12 protein-coding genes are annotated in these 14,417 nt (G+C 63.0%); 4 read left to right on the forward strand and 8 right to left on the reverse strand.

The window, feature by feature from the left end; genetic code table 11:
- The first annotated feature begins 36 nt into the window (after positions 1-36).
- Together EN885_RS27325 and EN885_RS27330 are read left to right on the forward strand one after the other, a co-directional pair.
- A complete protein-coding gene (locus EN885_RS27325; RefSeq protein ID WP_095485373.1) occupies positions 37-579 on the forward strand; it encodes an RNA polymerase sigma factor in 543 nt (180 codons plus the stop codon).
- Entirely contained in the window at positions 576-1,358 is a 783-nt protein-coding gene (locus EN885_RS27330) for an anti-sigma factor (protein ID WP_095485374.1), read from the forward strand. The genes EN885_RS27325 and EN885_RS27330 overlap by 4 nt, the downstream gene beginning before the upstream one ends.
- Before the next feature lie 50 nt (positions 1,359-1,408).
- Here the strand turns inward: EN885_RS27330 and EN885_RS27335 are convergent, their stop codons facing one another.
- The 3 genes from EN885_RS27335 to EN885_RS27345 all read right to left on the reverse strand — a co-directional run bounded on the left by EN885_RS27335 (position 1,409) and on the right by EN885_RS27345 (position 3,360).
- Positions 1,409-1,756, reverse strand: coding sequence for a hypothetical protein (locus EN885_RS27335; protein ID WP_164759138.1), 348 nt, complete (start codon positions 1,754-1,756; stop codon positions 1,409-1,411).
- Between the two features lie 171 nt (positions 1,757-1,927).
- Positions 1,928-2,638, reverse strand: coding sequence for a DUF6065 family protein (locus EN885_RS27340; RefSeq protein ID WP_095485376.1), 711 nt, complete (start codon positions 2,636-2,638; stop codon positions 1,928-1,930).
- 146 nt (positions 2,639-2,784) lie between these two features.
- Positions 2,785-3,360: a GNAT family N-acetyltransferase gene (locus EN885_RS27345; protein WP_095485377.1), complete on the reverse strand. Its 576-nt coding sequence runs from the start codon at positions 3,358-3,360 to the stop codon at positions 2,785-2,787.
- A gap of 68 nt (positions 3,361-3,428) precedes the next feature.
- On the opposite strand from EN885_RS27345, the gene EN885_RS27350 reads away from it, so the two are divergent.
- Positions 3,429-4,757, forward strand: coding sequence for a DNA polymerase IV (locus tag EN885_RS27350; RefSeq protein WP_095485378.1), 1,329 nt, complete (start codon positions 3,429-3,431; stop codon positions 4,755-4,757).
- 61 nt (positions 4,758-4,818) lie between these two features.
- On the opposite strand, the gene EN885_RS27355 is transcribed toward EN885_RS27350, so the two are convergent.
- Positions 4,819-5,325 (reverse strand): hypothetical protein, encoded by a 507-nt coding sequence (locus EN885_RS27355; RefSeq protein WP_127204968.1) that lies wholly within the window; start codon positions 5,323-5,325, stop codon positions 4,819-4,821.
- Between the two features lie 188 nt (positions 5,326-5,513).
- Here EN885_RS27355 and EN885_RS27360 point away from each other — a divergent pair, with 188 nt between their 5' ends.
- Positions 5,514-6,395 carry a DMT family transporter gene (locus EN885_RS27360; RefSeq protein ID WP_095485380.1) on the forward strand — a complete coding sequence of 294 codons (882 nt, stop codon included), beginning with the start codon at positions 5,514-5,516 and terminating at the stop codon, positions 6,393-6,395.
- A gap of 12 nt (positions 6,396-6,407) precedes the next feature.
- On the opposite strand, the gene EN885_RS27365 is transcribed toward EN885_RS27360, so the two are convergent.
- From EN885_RS27365 to EN885_RS27380, 4 genes are all read right to left on the reverse strand, one after another.
- Complete coding sequence (locus tag EN885_RS27365; protein WP_128242741.1) at positions 6,408-7,211, reverse strand: potassium channel family protein; 804 nt, start codon at positions 7,209-7,211, stop codon at positions 6,408-6,410.
- 102 nt (positions 7,212-7,313) lie between these two features.
- Positions 7,314-8,324: a methyltransferase gene (locus EN885_RS27370; RefSeq protein WP_128242740.1), complete on the reverse strand. Its 1,011-nt coding sequence runs from the start codon at positions 8,322-8,324 to the stop codon at positions 7,314-7,316.
- Positions 8,325-8,471: 147 nt separating this feature from the next.
- A complete protein-coding gene (dnaE, locus tag EN885_RS27375; protein ID WP_206616854.1) occupies positions 8,472-11,951 on the reverse strand; it encodes a DNA polymerase III subunit alpha in 3,480 nt (1,159 codons plus the stop codon).
- Between the two features lie 247 nt (positions 11,952-12,198).
- A complete protein-coding gene (locus EN885_RS27380) occupies positions 12,199-14,211 on the reverse strand; it encodes an acetyl/propionyl/methylcrotonyl-CoA carboxylase subunit alpha (protein WP_128242738.1) in 2,013 nt (670 codons plus the stop codon).
- Positions 14,212-14,417 lie beyond the last annotated feature (206 nt).

The raw sequence follows: 14,417 nt of genomic DNA on the forward strand, positions 1-14,417 counted from the left end.
GGCGCGGGGCCGCTTTATTCCAGAACTTGGAGCAACATGCCGGAAAAAACCGACCGCGTCCAAGATCAGCTAGTCGCTTTTCTCCCGAATCTGCGCCGCTTCGCGATTGCGCTCTGCCGGTCCCGCGATATGGCGGACGATCTGGTTCAGCGAGCCTGCGAACGGGCGCTCGCCAACGAGCAGCGTTTCGAACAAGGGACGCGCTTCGACGCGTGGATGTTCAAGATTCTCCGAAATCTGTGGATCGATGACATCCGCAAGCGCAAGGTCGCCGGCCCGCAGGACGATATCGACGAGCGCCATGACATCGCCGGCGTTTCCGGTGAGCGCGAGATGGAGGCGCGGCTGGCGCTGAGCGGCGTCGCGCAAGCCATCGGCGAGCTCCCCGGCGACCAGCGCGACGTGCTGCTTCTGGTCTGCGTCGAAGAGCTTTCCTACAAGGAAGCCGCCGAAATCCTTGCCGTGCCGATCGGGACGGTGATGAGCCGGCTGGCCCGGGCGAGGAAGAATCTGGCGGAGGCTACTGGAATATCCACGGCGCCCACCCGTTCTGCGGTCACAAAAGGGGCTACGAAATGACCGAAGAGACTTTTTCGGACGAGATCCTGATGCGGTTCGCCGATGGTGAGCTTGATCCGGAGACTGTCGCCAGGATCGAGCAGGCGATGGAGATCGACGACCGTCTGGTTACCAGGGTCGCTATGTTCATCGAAACCAGAGCGCAGGCGCAGGCCGCGCTGAAGCCGCTGCTCGATGAGCCGGTTCCCGAAAAGCTTGTCGCGGCCGTCGAGCAAATGGTCGAGGCCAAGCGTGCCAGCGAGAAGGCGGCATCGGTATTGCCATTCGGCGGCGGGCGTATGGCGGGACCTCCATCCAGATCCCAATGGCTGCTGCCGATTGCCGCCTCTCTCGCGGCCGTCGTCGGCGCGCTCGCCGGGTATTGGGCTGCAGGCACCAACGAACGCGCACAGGGCGGGCTGTGGGTTGCCGGCGTCATCAGGCCAGCCCTCGGCCAAGCCCTTGAAACGGTCGAATCCGGGAAGGAAATCAAGCTCGCCGGGATCAGCGATCGGTTCCGGGCTATCGCCACCTTCCGCAACAATTCGCAGGATTTGTGTCGCGAATTCGAGGTCGACTCGCAGGACCGCTCCACGGTGATGTCGGTCGCCTGCCGTTCCGGCGACGAATGGCGCGTCAGCTTCGCGGTCGTGGCGCCGGGCGACGCCGGAGGCTATGCCCCGGCCTCGTCGGCCGAAGCCCTCGACGCCTATCTTTCGGCGATCGAAGCGGGCGCGCCAATGTCAGCCGAGGAGGAAGTTAAAGCGCTGACCGAGGTCCGCCAGAAGGATCAGAAGTAAAGCTGCGGCGGCCGGCTTCTCTTGAATGGAATAAAGCCGGCGATCGCCCGTTACTCCGCCGGACCGCAACTGCCGGTCCAGTCTGAAAAAGGAGTAACCACCATGACAAGACACTGGAAACTCAAGTCGACACTGGTCGCAGGAATGGCAGCCCTCGCAAGCACCGCGGCGCAGGCGAAGGAGTATCCCGCGGCGCCCCTGGAAACCGAGCGTCCGCCGGCCGCAATGACCAGCCAAAGCGACGGTGCCTTCATCGTCGCGGGCAACAGTTCGTCAAATTCGAGCTCCAATTCGTCGAGCAATTCGAGTTCGAACTCATCGTCCAACAGTTCGTCGAATTCCAGCTCCAATTCGTCGAGCAACTCCAATTCGAACTCATCGTCGAACAGCTCCTCCAACTTGAGCTCGAATAGTTCGGATCGCGGGCCGCGCCACTGGCGGTCCCGCTAGAGCATCGGGCCCAGAGATAGAGCGGCGGTACGCTTCGACTTGAAAGTCCGCCGCTCTATCGATCCACAAAGAAACGGGGGCCCAGCGGCCCCCGTTTCGCATTCTTCTCCGGGAAAGAGTTAGCGGGCCGCGCGGGCCCATTTGCGATACCAGCCTTCGCTCGCAATCGTGTTGCGATAGACCGTTTCGCGTTCCGTCGCCTCGGCTCCGGTCTCCGCCCGGATCTCCGCCTTGAGCGCCGCACCTTCGCGGCGAACCGGTATGACCTGGACGAGCGGCGTGCCCTTTTCAATGACGTAGAGTCCATCAGGCGCAGTCGCGAAGAATGGAAAATGGATGTCGGCTGCATAAGTGTCGGTATCGACGATACCGGCGACGCATTCGAAAGGCTGAGCCGGTCTGTTGAGCGGCGGCAGGAACAAGGAACTCCAGCCCGGCGGGGTACGTATCGACCAGTAGTTGTGAAACTTGCACGGCGGGCCCGGCTCCTTCGGGTTGCCGGCGACCTGATGGGCGCCATGATTGCTCACCATAGTCCTGTCGAACTCCCAGCCGGCATCGACGGTGCGGCCGCCATTCTTGATCTCAAGGCGGACGGTTGCCGCGAGCGGCAGGATCCAGCCGGTTGTCATCGCATCGAGAAACGGCATGCAGCGCTTGACGGTCAGACCGTTGTTGTTGGCCGACGCATGCTGCGAATCGACCGCCGGCAATTTGCGGAACCAGTCCGGCAGGACCGTCTTGGCCGCCACTGGCGGGGCGATGACGCCATGGTCTTCCGGCCGACAGAGAAACCGGATCGAGCGAGAGGTCTGGGGAAAATGGAACATCGATAGCCTCCATGGAAAAATCCGAGGAGGAACGGGCCGCAGGCGGATTTATTCCTGCTGAACGTCAACCGTCTGATTGCAGGCAGGCCACGATAATTCGGGCGCCGCCGAGCGACCGTCGCGACAGCGGCGCGCAAAGCTCACAACTATAGCACCAATCGCATCAGTGGCCGGCCTGCCTTGCGCTCGACCAGCCTCTCGAAGCCGGCTTTCTCAAACACCCGCGACGAGCCGACGAACAGGCCGATCGAACGCGAATCTTTCGACACATCGATCGGACATGCCTCGACCAGTCGCGCCCCATTCTGTCGGGCAAACTCGACGCCGCCTTCGACCAGGCGATGGGTGACGCCCCTGCCGCGCGCTTTAACGCGGATGAAGAAGCACGAAATTGCCCAGACGCCCGGATCCGCGGCATCGGCGGGATCGACCGGCGCCGACCCCCTGCCCTTATTGTTCCATTCGGGCACGTCGGCGCGCGGGCCGATCTGCATCCAGCCAACCGCCTTGCCATCCTCGAACGCCAGCAGGCCAGGTGGCGGCCCAGCCTCGATCCGCGCCTTGATGTGGTCCTTGTTGCGCTCCCGGTTGCTGGCGCGGCGAGCTGCCGGCGACAGCCGGAAATGTGTGCACCAGCAGCCGTAACAGGCGCCTTGCTTACCGAAAAGATCTTCGAAATCCGCCCAAAGCTCGGGCACCAGCGGCGCTATGGTCGTATTCATGAGCTCTCTCCCGGCCCACCGCCTTGTCGTGGCGTCCGTCCTGACGTACCATTGCATTTGTTCTCTTTATGTTCGCAGCGATGGCGGCTTCTGTCAACAATCCCGATCACGGTTTTTGCCGCGACTGCCTGACCTTCCAGCGCAGCGAGGCACGGCGTTGCGATCGCTGCGGCAGCCCGCGGCTTGCTCGCCATCCGGAGCTCTACCGGCTGCATCTTGCCCATATCGATTGCGATGCGTTTTACGCGGCGGTCGAAAAGCGTGACAACCCGACGTTGAAGGACCGGCCGTTGATCATCGGCGGCGGCAAGCGCGGCGTCGTCTCCACCGCTTGCTACATCGCCCGCATCCACGGGGTGCGCTCGGCAATGCCGATGTTCAAGGCGCTTGAAGCCTGCCCGGAAGCGGTCGTCCTCCCGCCGGACATGGAAAAATATGTACGCGTCGGCCGCGAGGTGCGCGCCATGATGCAGGCGCTGACGCCGCTGGTCGAGCCGATCTCCATCGACGAAGCGTTTCTGGACCTTGCCGGCACCGAGCGCCTGCATGGCTTGCCGCCGGCGGTGGTGCTGGCACGCTTCGCGCTTGGTGTGGAGAAGGAGATCGGCATCACCGTTTCATCAGGCCTTTCCTACTGCAAGTTCCTGGCCAAGGTGGCGTCGGATTTTCGCAAGCCGCGCGGCTTTTCGGTGATCGGCGAGGCCGAGGCGGCCGGCTTTCTCGCCGAGCAGCCGGTGACGCTGATCTGGGGCGTGGGGAAAGCCTTCGCCGCCACGCTTGAACGGGACGGCATCCGCATGATCGGCCAGTTGCAGCGCATGGAGCGCGGCGACCTGATGCGCCGCTATGGCGTGATGGGCGACCGGCTCTACCGCCTTTCGCGCGGCGAGGACGATCGCCGCGTCCATCCTGACCAGGATGCGAAAAGCGTCTCGGCGGAGACCACCTTCGACACAGACATCGCGTCGCTGGATGAATTGGTTTCGGTGCTGAGGGCGCTGTCGGAAAAGGTCTCGGGGCGGCTGAAAAAATCCGGCATTGCCGGGCGCACCGTCGTGCTGAAGCTAAAGACCCAGGATTTCAAGACCCGCACGCGCAACCGCCAGCTCGGCGACCCGACACGGCTGGCCGACCGCATTTTTTCGACCGGGCTCGAGCTGCTGCGCAAGGAAACGGATGGCACAAGATACCGGCTGCTTGGCATCGGCGTCAGCGACCTCTCGAATGACGAAAAGGCCGATCCGCCCGACCTCGTCGATATCCAGTCACGCAAGCGCGCCATGGCCGAAGGCGCCATCGACACGCTGCGCGACAAATTCGGCCGCAAGGCCGTGGAGACCGGCTATACCTTCGGCAAGGGCCGCAGCGCTCACCCGCCCGAGCCGATCGAGGACTGAGCATGATGCCGAACCTTCGGCTCGGAAAAGATCATGCTCAAACAAGAAGATAGAGCGGCCTTCAGATGCGCCTCAAATCGATCCGGCTGGTCATCACGCGCTCACCGGTTTTTGGGTCGACGTCGATAACGGTCAGCCGCATGCCGTCCTCGCCGCTCTTCTCGACCGTCATTTGCGCCGTGCGATCGCCGTTGACCTCCTTCGCCCAGCGGATGCCGAGATTGATCGCATTGCCCGAGCGCCTGCCGCTAAGCTGCGCCGGCCCGGTGCGGGATCCGACATAGGTGCCGGTGTACTTCGTCCCGCTGGACTTCAGATCGGCACTGATGGCGCGCGTCACCACGACCAGACCGCGGCAGGTGCCGTCCAGCGACAATGAGCTCGATGTCGCGTCGGAATTGAAGCGGCAGGAGACGTTCACCGTCGGCGCATCGGTGGTTACCTTGACGGTCCCCTTGCCGGCAAAATTCCCCTGGAACGAGCGGAGGAAATCGGCTTCGTCGGCGTGAGCTGCGCCAGCCGCTGCCGCTAGGCAGCCGGCGAGTGCAAATCGTGCGAATGATTTCATCGGATCTCTCCTCGTTGAGATCGGAAACAAGGCACTCCCTGCTAGGCAGGTAAACACTACGAATCAACGCCCGCCACTTCGGCAGGTTCCGCCTTCAACATGACTGTTTTGCAACACGTCGCTTCTGGCCCAGCCGAATGCGTCGACTAGCGGTTGCAGTGAACGTCCCGGCTTGCGACATAGCGCGCATGGCACCCTCACCATCGATACCCAAGGCCGCATTCTGGATGGCGCTGTCGATCGCATCGTTTCTGGCGATGTCGGTCGCCGGCCGTGCCACGACGGCCGAACTCAACGTCTTCCAGGTGTTGGAGCTGCGCTCGGTCATCGGCTTTTTCATCCTCCTGCCGCTGGTGATGATATCAGGCGGTTTTGCGGCAATGCGCACCAAACGGCCCTTGGCCAATATCGTCCGCAACGTCGTCCATTTTATCGGCCAGGCGGCGTGGCTTTACGCCTTGACGCTGATCCCGCTGGCCGTGCTGATCTCCATCGAATTCACGACGCCGATCTGGACGGCCATCCTGGCGGTCGGCTTCCTCGGTGAAAGGCTAAGCCGGCCCAAGGTTGCGGCGATCATGCTGGGGCTGATCGGCGCGATGATCATCGTGCGTCCGGGAGCGGGCTCCGTCGATCCGGGACATGTCGTCGTGCTGGGCGCCGCCGTCTGCTTCGGCATATCCGTGGTTCTGGTCAAGTCGCTGACGCGGACGGACAGCGTCGTGCGCATCATCTTCTGGATGCTGCTTATCCAGTCGGTGCTCGGCCTTGTCCCGGCGCTCTACGAATGGCGCAATCCGCCGCTCGAACTGTGGCCGTGGATCCTGCTGATCGCCTTCACCGGCATGTCGTCGCATTTCTGCATGGCCCGCGCGCTCGCCTATGCCGACGCGACCGTCATCTCGCCGATGGACTTTTTGCGCGTGCCGCTGTCGGCGCTGATCGGCTGGCTGCTTTACCACGAGCAGATCGACGCTTTCACCGCCGGTGGCGCCTTGCTGATCCTGATGGGCAATCTGCTCAATCTGCAACGGAAAGCGACGAAACCGGCTGAGATCGCGGTATCATAGTTCCGTCGGAGCTCAAATACCGTCGTCGGGTATCTTGAGAAGATGCCCGCAGGCCTTGCAGTGGACGGCGTCGGGCTCGTGCCGCTGAAGGCCGCATTGCGGGCACGGGAAGAAGACCTTGGCGGGGCGGAAGAGCGCCTGCGCCAGCCTGACGAACAGCGATATGCCGATGATCATGGTGACAATCGCGGTGAGCTTGCCGGCTATCCCCGGCAGCACGATGTCGCCGAAACCGGTCGTTGTCACCGTCGCGACGGTGAAATAAAGCGCGTCGACATAGCCTTCGAGACCGGCCCCGGTGCGGAAGAAGAAGGTGTAGACGAAGCCGGTGACGACAAACAGGAATGTCAGGAGATTGATGACCGCGTGGCTTGCCTCGCGCCATTTTTTGAGGCCGCGCATCTCGAAATACCGCCACAGCGCGCCGCTGCGCGACAGCGACCACAGCCGCAGGATGCGCAGGAAACCCAGATTGGCCAGCGCCGAAGGCATCAGCAACGTCAGCAGGATGAAGGCGTCGATCCACGACGCCGGCTGTTTCAGCAGGCGCAGCATGTCATTGGAGGCTAGCAGCCTGGCAATCAGGTCGGCGGCGACAAGTGCTGCGACAGAATAATCAAGCCAGAGGAACGAGGACGACTCCTGGATCACCGGTGTGGCGATGAAGAAGGCGATGATGGCAAGGTCGATGATGATCGCCGCCAGTTGAAACCGGAAAGCCGCAGGTGTGCGCCCGTGATAAAGCTTGCGCAACGTATCGCGCAGCCGCGCCAAGGCTGATAACTCCCGCGCTCCGTCCTTGTCTGCCGCCTTCATGGCAACTGCGATAACGTTCGCTGCGACAGCCGTCCAGTGGGCAGAGCAGGGATAAGCCGCCGTGGGTCGAGAACATCCGGAGTTTCAGACCCGGAAAGCAATTCAGACCGGTTCCGCCTCGATGATGCTGATGCGAGGTCCGGCTTCAACAATATTCGCGACCCGGAAATCCGACGCTGCAAGCAGCACCCTGAATTCTTCCGCCGTGCGCTCCTGCCCGCCCGGCATGACCAGCATGTTCAGATCGCCGAATTTTGCGCCGGCGCCTTCGTTGGGCGGCGCCAGAATGCTCTCGAGCACCAGCAGCTTGCCTTCTGGGCGCATTGCCCGGCGGCAGGTTTTCAGGATGCGGATGTTTGTGTAGTCGTCCCAGTCATGCAAGATCCATTTAAGCACAATCGCATCGGCGCCCTCGGGCACCGAGACGAAGAAATCGCCGGCAACGATATCGCAACGATCGGCCACGCCCGCGGCGTCAAAGACCGGGCCGGCCTTTGCCACGACCTGCGGCTGATCGAAAAGAATGCCGCGCTGGCCGGGATTGCGGCAGAGGATTTCGGCAAGCAGCGCGCCCTGCCCGCCCGCGACATCCATGACGACAGAGAACGGCCGGAAGTCATAGGCCGCGATCACCGCGGCGGCGACGCCACGCGACATGGCCGTCATCGCCCGGTCGAAGATGACGGACTCTTCCGGATGCTCCGCCCGATATTCCCAAACGCCCTTGCCATGAGCATGGCGAAAGGCGTTTTCGCCGGTGCTGACACTATGCAGCAGATCGCTCCATGCCTGACGGAAATAGGGCCGTCCGGCCAGGATAGCCCACGGCGCGACCGAATGCTGAACATCGGATCGCAACGCGCTGCCAACCGGGGTCAGTGAGAAGAGCCGGTCTTCCGCTTCATGGAACACGCCGACCGACGCAAGGGCGCGCAACAGCCGGTAGAGCGCCTGCGGATGGGCATTGGTCAACGCGGCAAGTTCGCCGCTGGTGCGTTTTCCGTCCTTGAGATGGTCTGCGATGCCCAGCGTGGCGGCGACGCATATCGCCTGAGATACCTGGAACCCATTCACCATCTTCTGGAGTTCGGCAGCGGCTGTCCGCTCGTCCATGACGCACTCCCCCGGCCGCCAAAAGAGCCAGGCAGCCGAACTCACAATACCAGCGGCGTTACCACCGGGCAATGACGGCACTGGGCGTGCCGGCGCTGACCGACGGGATACGATCGAAACAGACGGAACCGTGCTAATCCCGTTAGGTCACACCAGTTCCACTTCCACCACGCCCGGCACCGCGCGCATCGCCGACGCGATCTGCGGCGAGACACGGTAACGGTTGGGCAGCTCGATCTCGACCTCGCCCTGCGCCTCGTCCTTGATAACGATAATGCTCACCTGACTGTCGCCGCGCTGGGTAAGCTGCGATTGAATCGCCGACGCCGGTCGGTCATTCCTGACAAAGATGCGCAAGGCCTTCTGGATGCGGCTTGCCTCGTCCTCCAGCGACTGCACGGTCTGGATGCGCAGATTGACGCCTTCGGGCCTGTCCTCGGCCGAAACGGTGATCACCACCGAACGGCCGGGCTCGAGCAGGTCTCGATACTGCGCCAGCCCCTCGGAAAACAGCACCGCCTCATACTGGCCCGACGTGTCGGAAAACTGCACGACGCCCATCTTGTTGCCGGTGCGCGTCTTGCGCTCCTGCTTGGTGGTGACGGTGCCGGCAAGCCGCCCGGCGGCAGCACCCCGTTTGACGGCGGCCGAGAACTCGGCCCACGTCTGCACCCGCATCTTCTGCAGCGCCGCCTTGTATTCATCCAGCGGATGGGCGGAGAGATAGAAGCCGACCACCTGGAATTCACGGTGCAGGCGGTCGGCGGCGAGCCACGGGTCGGTCGCCGGCAGGTTGAGCGCCTGCGACTGTGCGCCGAGCGAGGCGCCGAAAATGTCGTGCTGGCCCGACATTGCATTCTGCTGCGCCAGCGACGCCAGCCCCATCATCCGCTCGACGCCCGCCATCATCGCGGCGCGGTCGTGGCCGAAGCAGTCGAGCGCGCCGGCCATGATCAGGCTTTCGAAGACGCGCTTGCCGACGATCTTCGGGTCGACCCTTTCGCAGAAATCGGCGAGGTTCTTGAACGGTTTTTCGCCGCGCATGGCGACGATATGCTCGACCGCCGCGTCGCCGACGCCCTTGAGCGCGGCCAGCGAATAGAAGATCCGGTTCTCGCCGACTTCGAAGGCGCGGAAGCTCGTCATCACCGAAGGCGCCACGACATCGATGCCGAGGCGCAGCGCATCCTGGCGGAAATCGGCGAGCTTGTCGGTGTTGCCCATGTCGAGGGTCATCGACGCGGCCAGGAACTCGACCGGGTAGTGCGCCTTCAGATAGGCCGTCTGGTAGGAGACGACCGCATAGGCGGCGGCATGCGACTTGTTGAAACCGTAGTCGGCGAACTTTGCCAGCAGGTCGAAAATAAAGTCGGCTTGCGGCTTGCCAACGCCGCGCTCGACCGCGCCGGAAACGAAGCGCTCGCGCTGCTTGTCCATCTCGGCGCGGATCTTCTTGCCCATGGCGCGGCGCAGCAAATCGGCCTCGCCCAGCGAATAGCCGGAGAGCTCCTGCGCGATCTGCATAACCTGTTCCTGGTAGACGATGACGCCTTGCGTCTCCTTCACCAGATGGTCGATCTTCGGGTGGATCGACGCCATCTCCTCCTCGCCATGCTTTCTGGCGTTGTAGGTCGGGATGTTCTCCATCGGCCCCGGCCGGTAAAGCGCGACCAGCGCGATGATGTCCTCGATACAGTCGGGCCGCATGCCGATCAGCGCCTTGCGCATGCCGGCACTTTCCACCTGGAACACGCCTACCACTTCGCCGCGCGACAGCATGGCGTAGGTGTCGGGGTCGTCGAGCGGAATGTGGGCGAGATCGATCTCGATGCCGCGGCGGCGGATCAGCCTGACCGCGGTCTCCAGCACCGTCAGCGTCTTCAGGCCGAGGAAGTCGAACTTCACCAGCCCGGCCTGCTCGACATACTTCATGTTGAACTGGGTGACCGGCATGTCGGAGCGCGGGTCGCGGTACATCGGCACCAGCTCCCACAGCGGCCGGTCGCCGATGACGATGCCGGCGGCGTGCGTCGAGGCGTGGCGGTAGAGCCCTTCCAGCTTCTGCGCCATGTCGAGCAGCGTCTGCACGATCGGCTCGCGCTCTGCCTCTTCGGCAAAGCGCGGCTCGTTGGCGATGGCGTCGGCGAGCTTGACTGGATTGGCCGGGTTCGACGGCACCATCTTGGAGAGCTTGTCGACCTGGCCATAGGGCATCTGCAGCACGCGGCCGACATCGCGCAGCACCGCGCGGGCCTGCAGCGTGCCGAAGGTGATGATCTGGCCGACCTGGTCGCGGCCGTATTTCTGCTGGACGTAGCGGATGACTTCCTCGCGCCGGTCCTGGCAGAAATCGATGTCGAAGTCGGGCATCGATACGCGGTCGGGATTGAGGAAGCGCTCGAACAGCAGCGAGAAGCGCAGCGGATCGATGTCGGTGATGGTCGTCGAATACGCGACCAGCGAGCCGGCGCCCGAACCGCGGCCCGGCCCGACCGGAATGCCTTGCGCCTTCGCCCATTTGATGAAGTCGGCGACGATCAGGAAGTAGCCGGGGAACTTCATCTTCTCGATGATGCCGAGCTCGAATTCCAGCCGTTCGCGATATTGTTCGACCGTGTAGCCAGGCGCCAGTCCGTGTGCGGCGATCCGCGCCTCCAGCCCTTCATGCGCCTGTCTGGCAAGCTCCTGCGCCTCCGCCTTCACCGCCGCATCGGCGTCGGCGACATCGCCGCCGGCAAAGCGCGGCAGGATCGGGTTGCGGGTCTTGGGATAATAAGAGCAGCGCAGCGCGATCTCGACAGTGTTGTCGATCGCTTCGGGCAGATCGGCGAACAGCCTCGCCATGTCAGCCTGGCTTCTCAGAAAATTGTCGGGCGACAGGCGGCGGCGATTGTCGACGGCGACGACCGAGCCTTCGGCGATGGCGATCAGCGCGTCATGCGCCTCATAGTCGTCGCGCGAGGAGAAAAACGCCTCGTTGGTGGCGACCAGCGGCAGGTCATTGATATAGGCGAGATCGACGGACGATTGCTCGATCGCCCGGTCATAGCCGGAAACCCGTTCCAGCTCGACATAGAGCCGGTCGCCGAACAGCGCCTTGAGCGTCAAAAGCCGTGTCTCGGCGAGATCGCGGCGGTCCTCTTTCAAGGCGTTGCCGATCGGACCGCGCGGCCCGCCGCTGAGACAGATCAGGCCGTCGCAATGGCCTTGCAGCATTTCGGTCGTCAGATGCACCGCCTCGCCGGGCGGCGTTTCGAGATAGACCCGGCTGACCAGCCTGACCAGATTGCTGTAGCCGGCCTCGGTCGCCGCGATCAAAACCACCGGCCGCATCTCCGGGCCTTGCCGCCTGCGGTCGCGCTGGCTGTCGCTGGCTTCGCCGGAAAAGGCGAGAGTGGTCTGGCAGCCGATGATCGGCTGGATGCCCTCCTTCACCGCTTTCTGCGCGAATTCGAGCGCTCCGAACAGATTATTGGTGTCGGTGACGGCGATGGCCGGAGCCTCATCCTTGACCGCTTGGCCGACAACCGTGCTGAGCTGCAAGGCGCCTTCGAGCAGCGAATAGGCCGAATGCACGCGCAGATGGATGAACGGCCGCGCCGGCACTTCCGGCCGCGACGCCTTCATAAAAGCCTCGCGCCGCAAAGGGTCGCGTGGAAGTGTCTCATTCGCCATGGTTTTTTAGCGCCGCTTGAAAGGACTCAGTCGATGAAATTGCATTGTCCGGCACCGGACGATGCGAGTCCAGCAATTGCCAGTCGAGCCTTGCAAGTTCGCGATCGTTGCTTTGTGACGGCATCTATGCTAGGAATATATGCATGGTGCTGATTTGCGCCAACGACCCCCCGCCGAGGCGGGTTTTCTATTTTCAGCGTCACGCGAATTCCATAATCACCGCATCGACCGCGAGACTGTCGCCCGGCTTCGCCTTGAGTTTCGACACGGTAAGATCGCGCTCGGCGCGCAGCACGTTTTCCATCTTCATCGCCTCGACGACGGCCAGCGTCTCGCCGGCCTTGACCTCCTGCCCCTCGGCAACCGCGATCGATACGACGAGGCCGGGCATCGGGCAGAGCAGCATCTTCGAGGTGTCCGGCGCCACTTTTTCCGGCATCAGCCTTTCGAGCTCGGCGGTGCGCGGCAGCATGGCGCGTGCGGCGACCGACATGCCTTTCCAGGCGATGCGAAACCCGTTCAGCACCGGCCTGATCTGCGCGGCGATTCTTCGGTCGCCGACCGTGCCGCGCCAGATGAGATCGCCCGGCCGCCAGTCTGACATCACCGTAAGCGCCTTGCCGCCGTCGATCGACAGATCGAGTTCCATTGGAATGGAAATCATGCCTTCGAGGACAGAAGCCGAAAGGTAATCCTCGCCGATCTTGACCGCCCAGTCGCGCTTCAGGGCACCCGAATGCGGCGCCAGCCGCCCGCCCAGCCGGTCGAGCCGGTCGCGGCGCAGCAGTTCGACCGCGGTGGCGATCGATGCGAGCACGGCCTTCTCCTCGCTATCAGGCACGATCGGCGCGAACCCGTCAGGATATTCCTCTGATATGAAAGCGGTCGATATCAGCCCTTCCCGCCAGCGCGGATGCTGCATCAGCGCCGCCAGAAACGGTATGTTGTGCTCGATGCCGTCGACGACGAAGCTGTCCAGCGCTTCCGACATGGCGTCGATCGCGGCGAGCCGCGTCGGCGCCCAGGTGCACAGCTTGGCGACCATCGGGTCATAGAACATCGAGATTTCCGACCCCTCGGTGACGCCGGTATCGTTGCGGACGACGATTTCGCCGAACTGCCCCTCTTCCGGCGGCCGGTATCTCGTCAGCCGGCCGATCGACGGCAGGAAATTGCGATACGGGTCCTCGGCGTAGAGCCGGCTTTCAACCGCCCAGCCGTTCAGCTTGACGTCACTTTGCTTGATAGCGAGTTTTTCGCCGGCAGCTATGCGGATCATCTGCTCGACCAGATCGATGCCGGTGACGAGCTCGGTCACCGGGTGCTCGACTTGCAATCGCGTATTCATTTCAAGGAAATAGAAGTTCTTTTCGCTGTCGACGATGAACTCAACCGTGCCGGCGCTCTGATAGTCGACCGCCCTGGCCAGCGCCACCGACTGCTCGCCCATGGCTTTCCGTGTCTTGGCGTCGAGGAAAGCTGAAGGCGCCTCTTCGACGACCTTCTGGTTGCGGCGCTGGATCGAGCATTCGCGCTCGCCGAGATAAAGCGCGTTGCCATGCGCGTCGGCCAACACCTGGATCTCGATGTGGCGCGGATCGACCACGAACTTCTCGATGAAGACGCGGTCGTCGCCGAACGAGCTTTTGGCCTCCGAACGCGCCCGGTCGAACCCGTCGCGCACCTCGGCCTTGCTCCAAGCGATGCGCATGCCCTTGCCGCCGCCGCCGGCCGAGGCCTTGATCATCACGGGATAGCCGATCTCACCGGCTATTTTCTCGGCATGGCCGGCATTCTCGATGACGCCAAGCCAGCCGGGCACGGTCGACACGTTTGCAGCGTTGGCGAATTTCTTCGATTCGATCTTGTCGCCCATCGCCCTGATCGCTCTGGGTTTTGGGCCGATGAAGACGATGCCCTCCTTCTCCAGCGCCTCACAGAACGATGCGCGTTCGGACAGAAATCCGTAGCCGGGATGCACGGCTTCAGCACCCGTCGCCTTGCAGGCGGCGATGATCTTCTCCGGCACCAGATAGCTCTGCGAGGCCGGCGAAGGCCCGATATGCACCGCTTCGTCGGCCATCTCGACATGCACGGCGTCGCGATCGGCGTCCGAATAGACCGCCACGGTTGCGATGCCCATCTTGCGCGCCGTCTTAATGACGCGGCAGGCGATCTCGCCACGATTGGCGACCAGGATTTTTGTGAACATGCGGGTTTTGTTCCCTCGGCTGCCTTTCTTTTATGGGCTTCGCCCAGCCGGTCAAGGCCCCGGCTGATCAAGGCAAGTTGGCGCATATCCCGGGCGCAAGTCGCCTAGTGACGACCAAACCCGGCTATGAACTGTCAATTCGTCCCATAGTCCAGAACCTGCAGATACGCTAATGCTCGGCCCCGATTGCAGATTTGCCCTGAGAG

The organism is Mesorhizobium sp. M6A.T.Cr.TU.014.01.1.1, assembly GCF_004022765.1.
GTDB lineage: Bacteria > Pseudomonadota > Alphaproteobacteria > Rhizobiales > Rhizobiaceae > Mesorhizobium > Mesorhizobium mediterraneum.

What these genes read in the sequence shown, in the direction of transcription:
- EN885_RS27325 (WP_095485373.1), top strand. Translation starts at nt 37, where the DNA reads ATGCCGGAAAAAACCGACCGCGTCCAAGATCAGCTAGTCGCTTTTCTC.
- EN885_RS27330 (WP_095485374.1), top strand. Translation starts at nt 576, where the DNA reads ATGACCGAAGAGACTTTTTCGGACGAGATCCTGATGCGGTTCGCCGAT.
- EN885_RS27340 (WP_095485376.1), bottom strand. Translation starts at nt 2,638, where the DNA reads ATGTTCCATTTTCCCCAGACCTCTCGCTCGATCCGGTTTCTCTGTCGG.
- EN885_RS27345 (WP_095485377.1), bottom strand. Translation starts at nt 3,360, where the DNA reads ATGAATACGACCATAGCGCCGCTGGTGCCCGAGCTTTGGGCGGATTTC.
- EN885_RS27350 (WP_095485378.1), top strand. Translation starts at nt 3,429, where the DNA reads ATGTTCGCAGCGATGGCGGCTTCTGTCAACAATCCCGATCACGGTTTT.
- EN885_RS27355 (WP_127204968.1), bottom strand. Translation starts at nt 5,325, where the DNA reads ATGAAATCATTCGCACGATTTGCACTCGCCGGCTGCCTAGCGGCAGCG.
- EN885_RS27360 (WP_095485380.1), top strand. Translation starts at nt 5,514, where the DNA reads ATGGCACCCTCACCATCGATACCCAAGGCCGCATTCTGGATGGCGCTG.
- EN885_RS27365 (WP_128242741.1), bottom strand. Translation starts at nt 7,211, where the DNA reads ATGAAGGCGGCAGACAAGGACGGAGCGCGGGAGTTATCAGCCTTGGCG.
- EN885_RS27370 (WP_128242740.1), bottom strand. Translation starts at nt 8,324, where the DNA reads ATGGACGAGCGGACAGCCGCTGCCGAACTCCAGAAGATGGTGAATGGG.
- dnaE (WP_206616854.1), bottom strand. Translation starts at nt 11,951, where the DNA reads ATGAAGGCGTCGCGGCCGGAAGTGCCGGCGCGGCCGTTCATCCATCTG.
- EN885_RS27380 (WP_128242738.1), bottom strand. Translation starts at nt 14,211, where the DNA reads ATGTTCACAAAAATCCTGGTCGCCAATCGTGGCGAGATCGCCTGCCGC.